Here is a 7,540-nt window from a genome sequence, read left to right as displayed (position 1 = left end):
GGAGGGGCGGGCGCCGGTCGCGGGAGCGTCGGCACCGGGCCGGCGGCGGTCGGGCACGTCGGCCTCCGCCCCCTCTGCCGGGCCGGAGCAGCTCGAACTGCAGGCCGAACTTCACCGACGGATCGAAGAAGCCTTTCAGCGCCGAGAACGGGATCACCAGCTTCTCCGGCACGCCGCCGAAGGACAGGCCGACCTCGAAACCGGCCTCGGTGACCACGAGGTCCCAGAACTGGTGCTGGAGCACGATGGTCATCTCCTCCGGATACTTCTCCCGCATGCGCTGGGAGAGCCGCACGCCGGGCGCGCGGGTATCGAAGGAGATGTAGAAATGGTGGTCGCCCGGCAGGCCGTCGCGCGCCGCATCGGAGAGCACGCGCCGCACCACGGAGCGCAGCGCCTCCTGGGCGAGAAGATCGTAACGGATGTGATCGACCGTCATGGCCCGCTGAACCGAATGATGCCGGCCGGTCCTGGCCCTCGCGTCACGGCGCACGGCCCGCGGGCGCGACGCTCGGACCCGGTCGGCCGTCGATGCCTTCCCTCCGCCCGGCCGAACGGAAGGGAAGTGGAGGCTTCTGTTGCCAGGTGCCTCCGAACCCCGCCTATCCGGTGCTACCCGGGAGGACTTTGATTTGGTCTTTCAAACCGCTCACGCGGCCTGAGCAACCGGAGCATAGTTGTCATTCGCAACTATAGGTCGGCCCGATGACGGCGGAACCATGCCGAGCGAAAGAATGCCCTTTACACCCTCGTCGATCCTATTTCGCCCCCGCCGGAGCCCACCCCGCATTGCTGCGCTATGGGCTTTGGTGGAGGCGCCGGGTACCGCCCCCGGGTCCGAAAGGCTTATTCCGACAACCGTTTATCGCCATAGCCGGCTTGCGCCGGCCCTTGGAATATAGGCTGCCCCTCCCGCCGATGAAAGGGGAACGCGGCAAAAGTCCCCAATCCCTCGGCCTCAGCCCTCCGAGAGGGGGTGGAGATCGCGCACCATGTCCTTGAGGCGCTCGTCGAGCACGTGGGTATAGATCTGCGTCGTCGCCACGTCCGCATGGCCGAGCAGCGTCTGCACGACCCTGAGATCCGCCCCATGGGCGAGCAGATGGCTCGCGAAGGCGTGGCGCAGCACGTGGGGCGAGAGCTTGGCGGGCGGGATGCCCGCCGCCACGGCGAGGTCCTTCAGGTCGCGCCCCGTCTGCTGGCGCGTCACATGGCCGCTTTCCGAGCCGGAGGGAAACAGCCAGCGCGCGGCGTCGAGCCCGGCCGCGCGCCGCGCCTCCAGATAGGCCGCCATGGCGCCTTGGCGGGGCCGCTCAGCGGCACGAGCCGTTCCTTGCCGCCCTTGCCGGTGACGATGATCGCATCCGCCTTGGCGCGCGCCGACGCGACGGGCAGCGCCACCAGCTCGGAGACGCGCAGGCCGCTGGCATAGAGCAGCTCCACCATGGCCGCGACCCGCAGGCGGCGCAGCGTCTCGGCCGGCGGCTTCGCGCCGGGCTCGGGCGCCGGCTCGGCTGCGCGGCGGTGGGCGGTCTCGATCAGCCGCGTCACCTCGTCCAGCGTCAGCACCTTCGGCAAAGCGCGCCCGCGCTTCGGCCCTTCCAGAACGGCGGCGGGATCGTCGCCGCGATGGCCCTCGGCGAACAGGAAGCGGTAGAACTGGCGCACCGCCGACAGCCGCCGCGCCACCGTGGCGGCGGCGAAGCCCCGGTCGGAGAGGTCGGCGAGGAAGGCGCGGATGTCCGCCGTTCCGGCATCGGCGAGGCCGGAACGGCGCGCCTTGAGGAAGGCGGCGAAATCCTCCAGGTCGCGGCGGTAGGCCTCGAGCGTGTTGGCGCTCGCGCCGCGCTCCACCGCCTGCATGTCCAGGAACAGTGCGAGCGGGCCGGAGGCGCTCATCGCTCCATGCGCTCCGGCTGCACGGTGAGCGTGATCTCGCGCTCCTGCGGCTCCACCCAGTTGGCGAGCGCCCACAGGGCGGCGTAGCCCGCGCCGAACAGCAGGGCCAGGACCACGATGATGCGGATCAAGGTGGGCATCCGCCGTCTCCCTCGGGCGCCGAATCACGGACCGCCGGCGCGCACCGGCAAGGGGTGCCACGTGCCGGCCCGGCGTTCAACCTCATTGCCGGCTCGGCGAACCGGTGATAGGGCCAACCCAAGCGGCACGCAAAGAGAACCGTGGCCGGAGGCGTCTGTGACCCACGACGAAGAGCACGCGCGCGGCCCGCTGCCGCCGGAAGACCTCGCCCGCAGGCTCGCGGGCCGCTCCATCGTGCTGGTGGGCATGCCCGGCGCCGGCAAGTCCTCGGTGGGCCGGCGTCTCTCCAAGCGCCTCGGCCTGCCGTTCGTGGACGCGGACGAGGAGATCGAGAAGGCGGCGGGAATGAGCATTCCCGACATCTTCGCCCAGCGCGGCGAGGCCGAGTTCCGCGAGGGCGAGAAGCGCGTGGTGGCGCGCCTCCTCCAGTCCGGCCCGCTGGTGCTCGCCACCGGCGGCGGCGCCTTCATGAATGCCGAGACGCGGGCCGCGGTCGCCGCGCGCGGCGTCTCGGTGTGGCTGCGCGCCGACCTTGCGACGCTGCTGAAGCGCGTGAAGAAGCGCACCGACCGCCCGCTGCTCGCCCAGGGCGACCCCGCCGAGCGGCTCCAGGCGCTGCTGGCCCAGCGCGGCGACACCTATGCCCTCGCCGACCTCGTGGTGGACAGCCGCGACGTGATGCACGACACGGTGGTGGAAGAGGTGGTGGAGGCCGTGGCCCGGCACCTCGACCGCCTCGCCCCCGCCGCAGACCCGGATTGCTGAAGGCCGACCCCCATGCCCGCGACCGTCTCCTCCCCCGCCGCAACCGCCGCCGAGGCCCCGCGCCGCACGGTGCATGTGGACGTGGCGGGCCGGCCCTACGACATCCATATCGGCCCCCGGCTTGCTCCAGGGAGGCGGGCGCGCGCATCGCGGCGCTGCGGCCGGGCGCGGCGGGTCGACATCGTCACCGACGCCAATGTCGCCGCGGTGCATCTCGCCGCCGTCGAGGCGTCGCTCGCCGCCGCCGGCATCGAGGCCGTCGCCGTGGTGGTGGAGCCAGGCGAGAAGACCAAGAGCTACAAGGGCCTGGAGCAGGTGGTCGAGGCGCTGATCGGCGCCCGCATCGAGCGGCGCGATTTGGTGCTGGCGCTCGGCGGCGGCGTGGTGGGCGACCTCACGGGCTTCGCCGCCGCGGTGCTGCGGCGCGGCGTCGACGTGGTTCAGGCGCCGACCACGCTGCTCTCCCAGGTGGATTCCTCGGTCGGCGGCAAGACCGGCATCAATTCGCCCCAGGGCAAGAACCTCGTCGGCGCGTTCCACCAGCCGGTGCTGGTGCTGGCCGACACCGCCGCCCTCGACACGCTGCCCGTGCGCGAGGTGAAGGCCGGCTATGCGGAAGTGGTGAAATACGGCCTGCTGGGCGACGCCGCCTTCTTCGAGACGCTGGAGAAAGACTGGCGCGGCGTGATCGAGGGCGGGCCGGAGCGCATCTTCGCGGTGGCCAAGAGCTGCGAGGCCAAGGCGGCCATCGTCGCCCGCGACGAGAAGGAGACCGGTGACCGGGCGCTGCTCAATCTCGGGCACACCTTCGGCCATGCGCTGGAGGCCGGGGCGGGCTTCTCCGACCGGCTGCTGCACGGCGAGGCGGTGGCGATCGGCATGGCGCTCGCCTTCGCCTTCTCGCGCCGCCTCGGCCTGTGCCCGGGCCAGGACGTGACGCGGGTGGAGCGTCACCTTCAGGCGGTGGGCCTGCCCACCCGCATCGCCGACGTGCCGGGCGACCTGCCGGACACGGACGGCCTGATGCGCCTCATCGCCCAGGACAAGAAGGTGAGCCGCGGCGCGCTCACCTTCATCCTGGTGCGCGGCATCGGCGAAGCCTTCGTGGCCAAGGACGTGGACGGCGCCGAGGTGCGGGCGTTCCTGGACGAGGTGCGGTGACGTCGCGAAAGCACCATCAGGGTCCGTGAGCGGACCTGTGGTTCACGCAGCTTGCGATGAAAAAGGGGCCGCCCGGGCACACCGGACGACCCCGATCTCGGAGCGCTGGCCTAGCCGCGCTCAGTCCACCTGCGGTTCAGCTCACTTGCCGCGCTTGAAGGTGTTCCAGGTCTTGGTGATGACCCGCTGCACCGCCGGCTCGTTGGTGGTGACGATGAACAGGCGGTCCATGGTCTCCTTGTCGGGATAAATCGCCGGGTTGTCCAGGATCGCCTTGTCGATGAACTTCTGCGATTCCAGGTTGCCGTTGGCATAGGAGATGTAGTTCGAGTTCTTCGCCGCCACTTCGGGGCGCATCATGTAGTCGATGAAGACGAGCGCGTTGTCGACATTCTTCGCGTCCTTCGGGATGGCGAAATTGTCGAACCACATGAGCGCGCCTTCCTTCGGGATCACGTACTCGATGGCGACCAGCTTCTTCTTGGTCTTCTTCGCGGCCTCCTCGGCGCGGGTCTTGGCCTGGAACACGTCGCCCGACCAGCCCACCGCGAGACAGATGTCGCCGCGCGCCAAAGCGTTGATGTAGCCCGACGAATCGAACTTCTTGATGAACGGGCGGACCTTCATCAGCAGCTCGCCGGCCTTGGCGATGTCGTCCGGGTTCTTGGAATCCGGATCAAGGCCGAGATACTTCATGGCGGAGGGGATCACCTCCTCCGGGCCGTCCAGCATGTAGACGCCGCAATCCTTCAGCTTGGAGAGGTTCTCCGGCTTGAAGACGATGTCCCAGGTGTTCATGGGAATGTCGCCGAGCCGCTCCTTCACCTTGTCGACATTGTAGCCGATGCCGGTGGTGCCCCACATGTAGTTGACGGCGTGGGCGTTGCCGGGATCGTAGATCGCAAGGCGCTTGGTGATCTCGGGCCAGGCATATTTCAGGTTCGGGATCTTCGCCTTGTCGAGCGGCAGGAAGATGCCGGCCTTGATCTGGCGCTGCAGGAACGAGCCCGAGGGGACCACCACGTCGTAGCCGGTCTTGCCGGCGAGCAGCTTGGTCTCCAGCACCTCGTTGCTGTCGAACACGTCGTAGCGGACCTTGATGCCGGTCTCCTTGGTGAAGTCCTCCAGCACGCTCTCGTCGATATAGTCCGACCAGTTGAAGACGTTAAGCGTCTTCTGCTGGGCCAAGGCAGGCCCGGCGAAGGCGAGCGGGGCACCGATCAGTGCCGCGGCGATCAGACGACGCATCCAGCTTCTCCTCTTGAAAGGTGCGGCCGACTTTCTGCGGAACGGCCCTGTGCCGGCAAGCCTATGGCCGCGCGGAAGGAGGCTCAACAGAAAACAGGCCTCACAGATAGGTGTCGTACTCCAGCGGAAGGATGACGCGAGAGAAGGCGGCGAGTTCCTCGGCCTTCATCACCCCGTAGACGCGGCGATATTCCTCGCCGAATGCCTTGGCGATGAAGGGCGAGGCACAAAAGCGCGCCACCGCCTCGGCCATGGAGGGCGAGAGCGAGGGCGCGTCGTTCTCGTAGCCGTTGCCCACCAAGGGCGCGGGCGGCTCGATGCCGGCCTCCAGCCCCTCCAGCATGCCGGCGAGGATGGCCGCGAGCACGAGGTGGGGATGGGCCTCCGCACCGGCGATGCGGTGCTCCAGGCGCCGCGCCTTGGGCGGGCCGTTGGGCACCCGCACCGCCACCGAGCGGTTGTCGTAGCCCCAGGTGATGGAGGTGGGCGCATAGCTGCCCGGCACCAGCCGGCGATAGCCGTTGAAGCTCGGCACGAAGACCAGCGTCGCGTCGGCCATGGTGGACAGCAGGCCGGCCGCGGCGTGGCGCAGCGCCCGGTCCCCCTCCCCGCCGGCCGGGCGAAGAGGTTGCCCCCCTCCTGGTCCATCAGGCTCACATGGACGTGCATGCCATTGCCGGCGAAGTCCACCAGCGGCTTCGCCATGAAGGTGGCGCGCAACCCGTGGCGCCGCGCCACGCCATCGATCAGGCGGCGCAGCAGGATGGCGTCGTCCGCCGCGGCCAGCGCATCCACCCGGTGGTAGAGATTGACCTCGAACTGGCCCGGCGCCGCCTCCGAGATCACCGTGTCGGCGGGCAGGCCCTGGAGGCCGCAGGCGGAGCGCATGTCGTGCAGCACGCCGGCGAAGGCGTCGAGGTCCGACATGGAATACATGTTCTGCCGCGCCTGGCCGGTGATGGGGAACACCGGCTCGGGCATGGCGCCGGGCGGGGCATCCCCCTTCAGCAGGTAGAATTCCAGCTCGAAGGCGACGCAGGGGGAGAGCCCGCGCGCGGCGAAGCGGTCGACGATGGCGGCGAGCTGCTGGCGCGGGTCGAGCAGCCAGGGCTTGCCGCGCGCCGTGCCGTCCGGCTCGTGCATGGTCAGCAGCACCTGGGCGGTCGGGCGCGGCGACCAGGGGACCGGGCGCAGCGTGCCCGGAACCGGCCAGCACAGGCCGTCCTTATCGCCGGTCTCCAGATGGATCTCGGTCGCCTCCACCTCGCAGCCCCACACGTCGAGGCCGAAGATGGAGAGCGGAATGGCAACGCCGTCGCTCCAGATCTTGCCCATGGCCGGGCCGGGGATCCACTTGCCGCGCAGCACCCCTGAGGTATCGGGCAGCAGGACTTCCACCACCTCCGGCGCGCCGAAGGCACTCACATAGGCCGCGACTTCGTCCTCCGCCGCGGGCGCGGCGTCACTGGCGAGGCGGCCGGAAACGGAAACCGGCATGATGCTCCATTCTCGGTGCGCCGCCGCAGGGCCTTCCGGCCGGAGGCTGTCGCGCACGCCTCATCCAAGCGCGGCTGCTGGAAACCTTCAAGCGCAACGCATCAAGGATGACGGGAATTTTTCGGCCTGCGCGCGCACGGGGCGCCGGCCGCGGATCAGCCCTGGTCCACCCCGAAGCCGGCCTGGCGCCAGCCGATGATACCGCCGCGCATGTGCTCCTCATAGGGCAGCCCCACGCTCTGGGCGATGGCGGCGGCGCGCTGCGAGCGCTGGCCGGAGCGGCAGGAGAAGACCAGGCGCCGGCCCTCCGGGTCGGGCAGCGCGCCGGGATCGAACGCGCTCAGCGGCATGACAGCGGCGCCGGGGATGCGCTCGGCCTGGATCTCGTTGGGCTCGCGCACGTCCACCAGGAGGATGGAGCCGTCTTCCAGGCCGGCGCGGACCTCCTCGGGCGACAGATGGGTGATGCGCCCGCCGAAGGGATTGGGTTCACTCATGCAGAGGTGTCCTGATGGTTCGCGTCAGGATGCACGCTCCGCTGCGCCGCGGCAAGCCGGGTCACAGGGCGACGAGCCCCGCCAGCGCCGCCCCCGCCACCACAGCAAAGGCGGGCACGCGCCAGACCACCAGAGCGAGGAAGGCCATGAGCGCCACCACCGCGGTGGCCGGCGAGGTCACGCCCTCCGGCAGCACCGGGGCTCCACAGCGCCGCCCGGCGCGAGAGCGACCATTATGTGGTGAACGGCCAGAAGATCTGGACCAGCCGGGCCGAGCATTCCGATCTGATGCTGCTCCTCGCCCGCACCACGCCGCGCGACCAGGTGGCGAA

At 69.9% G+C, this 7,540-nt stretch carries 8 protein-coding genes, 1 other RNA gene and 3 pseudogenes; 3 read left to right on the top strand and 9 right to left on the bottom strand.

Going from position 1 to position 7,540, the window contains the following annotated elements; translation table 11 throughout:
• The 4 genes and pseudogenes from AC2W7M_RS15715 to AC2W7M_RS15700 all read right to left on the bottom strand — a co-directional run.
• A partial coding sequence (locus AC2W7M_RS15715) for an SspB family protein (RefSeq protein WP_486133158.1) occupies nucleotides 1–439 on the bottom strand: 439 nt, incomplete at its 3' end.
• 125 nt (nucleotides 440–564) lie between these two features.
• Nucleotides 565–928: a transfer-messenger RNA gene (gene ssrA, locus AC2W7M_RS15710) on the bottom strand.
• A 30-nt stretch (nucleotides 929–958) separates the two neighbouring features.
• Nucleotides 959–1,899 (bottom strand): annotated as a pseudogene (locus AC2W7M_RS15705) (site-specific tyrosine recombinase XerD).
• Nucleotides 1,896–2,039 carry a hypothetical protein gene (locus AC2W7M_RS15700; RefSeq protein ID WP_394021516.1) on the bottom strand — a complete coding sequence of 48 codons (144 nt, stop codon included), beginning with the start codon at nucleotides 2,037–2,039 and terminating at the stop codon, nucleotides 1,896–1,898. Before AC2W7M_RS15700 ends, AC2W7M_RS15705 begins: the two are co-directional and overlap by 4 nt.
• Nucleotides 2,040–2,196: 157 nt before the next feature.
• Between AC2W7M_RS15700 and AC2W7M_RS15695 the strand changes: the two genes are divergently transcribed.
• Nucleotides 2,197–2,805 (top strand): shikimate kinase, encoded by a 609-nt coding sequence (locus AC2W7M_RS15695; protein WP_486133157.1) that lies wholly within the window; start codon nucleotides 2,197–2,199, stop codon nucleotides 2,803–2,805.
• Between the two features lie 12 nt (nucleotides 2,806–2,817).
• Complete coding sequence (gene aroB, locus AC2W7M_RS15690; RefSeq protein WP_486133156.1) at nucleotides 2,818–3,966, top strand: 3-dehydroquinate synthase; 1,149 nt, start codon at nucleotides 2,818–2,820, stop codon at nucleotides 3,964–3,966.
• A gap of 141 nt (nucleotides 3,967–4,107) precedes the next feature.
• Here aroB and AC2W7M_RS15685 read toward each other — a convergent pair whose 3' ends face one another.
• The 5 genes and pseudogenes from AC2W7M_RS15685 to AC2W7M_RS15665 form a co-directional block, all read right to left on the bottom strand.
• On the bottom strand, nucleotides 4,108–5,214 hold the full coding sequence (locus tag AC2W7M_RS15685) for a polyamine ABC transporter substrate-binding protein (RefSeq protein ID WP_486133155.1): 1,107 nt from the start codon (nucleotides 5,212–5,214) through the stop codon (nucleotides 4,108–4,110).
• Between the two features lie 100 nt (nucleotides 5,215–5,314).
• Nucleotides 5,315–5,773, bottom strand: a complete 459-nt coding sequence (locus AC2W7M_RS15680; RefSeq protein WP_486133154.1) for a hypothetical protein — start codon at nucleotides 5,771–5,773, stop codon at nucleotides 5,315–5,317.
• Between the two features lie 107 nt (nucleotides 5,774–5,880).
• Nucleotides 5,881–6,357 (bottom strand): annotated as a pseudogene (locus AC2W7M_RS15675) (glutamine synthetase family protein); the annotation flags it as partial.
• Between the two features lie 509 nt (nucleotides 6,358–6,866).
• Complete coding sequence (locus AC2W7M_RS15670; protein ID WP_486133153.1) at nucleotides 6,867–7,208, bottom strand: rhodanese-like domain-containing protein; 342 nt, start codon at nucleotides 7,206–7,208, stop codon at nucleotides 6,867–6,869.
• 61 nt (nucleotides 7,209–7,269) lie between these two features.
• Nucleotides 7,270–7,404 carry a hypothetical protein gene (locus AC2W7M_RS15665; RefSeq protein ID WP_486133152.1) on the bottom strand — a complete coding sequence of 45 codons (135 nt, stop codon included), beginning with the start codon at nucleotides 7,402–7,404 and terminating at the stop codon, nucleotides 7,270–7,272.
• A gap of 5 nt (nucleotides 7,405–7,409) precedes the next feature.
• Here AC2W7M_RS15665 and AC2W7M_RS15660 point away from each other — a divergent pair.
• Nucleotides 7,410–7,540, top strand: a pseudogene (locus AC2W7M_RS15660) (acyl-CoA dehydrogenase family protein); the annotation flags it as partial.

Source organism: Xanthobacter sp. BG11Y11_SDJG, assembly GCF_057364445.1.
The sequence above is the reverse complement of the archived record's forward strand: the minus strand, read 5'-3'. Positions and strand labels throughout refer to the sequence as shown.

Excerpts from the sequence above, each read along its gene's own strand:
- aroB (WP_486133156.1), top strand. The coding sequence starts at position 2,818 with ATGCCCGCGACCGTCTCCTCCCCCGCCGCAACCGCCGCCGAGGCCCCG.
- AC2W7M_RS15670 (WP_486133153.1), bottom strand. The coding sequence starts at position 7,208 with ATGAGTGAACCCAATCCCTTCGGCGGGCGCATCACCCATCTGTCGCCC.
- AC2W7M_RS15685 (WP_486133155.1), bottom strand. The coding sequence starts at position 5,214 with ATGCGTCGTCTGATCGCCGCGGCACTGATCGGTGCCCCGCTCGCCTTC.
- AC2W7M_RS15680 (WP_486133154.1), bottom strand. The coding sequence starts at position 5,773 with ATGGCCGACGCGACGCTGGTCTTCGTGCCGAGCTTCAACGGCTATCGC.
- AC2W7M_RS15700 (WP_394021516.1), bottom strand. The coding sequence starts at position 2,039 with ATGCCCACCTTGATCCGCATCATCGTGGTCCTGGCCCTGCTGTTCGGC.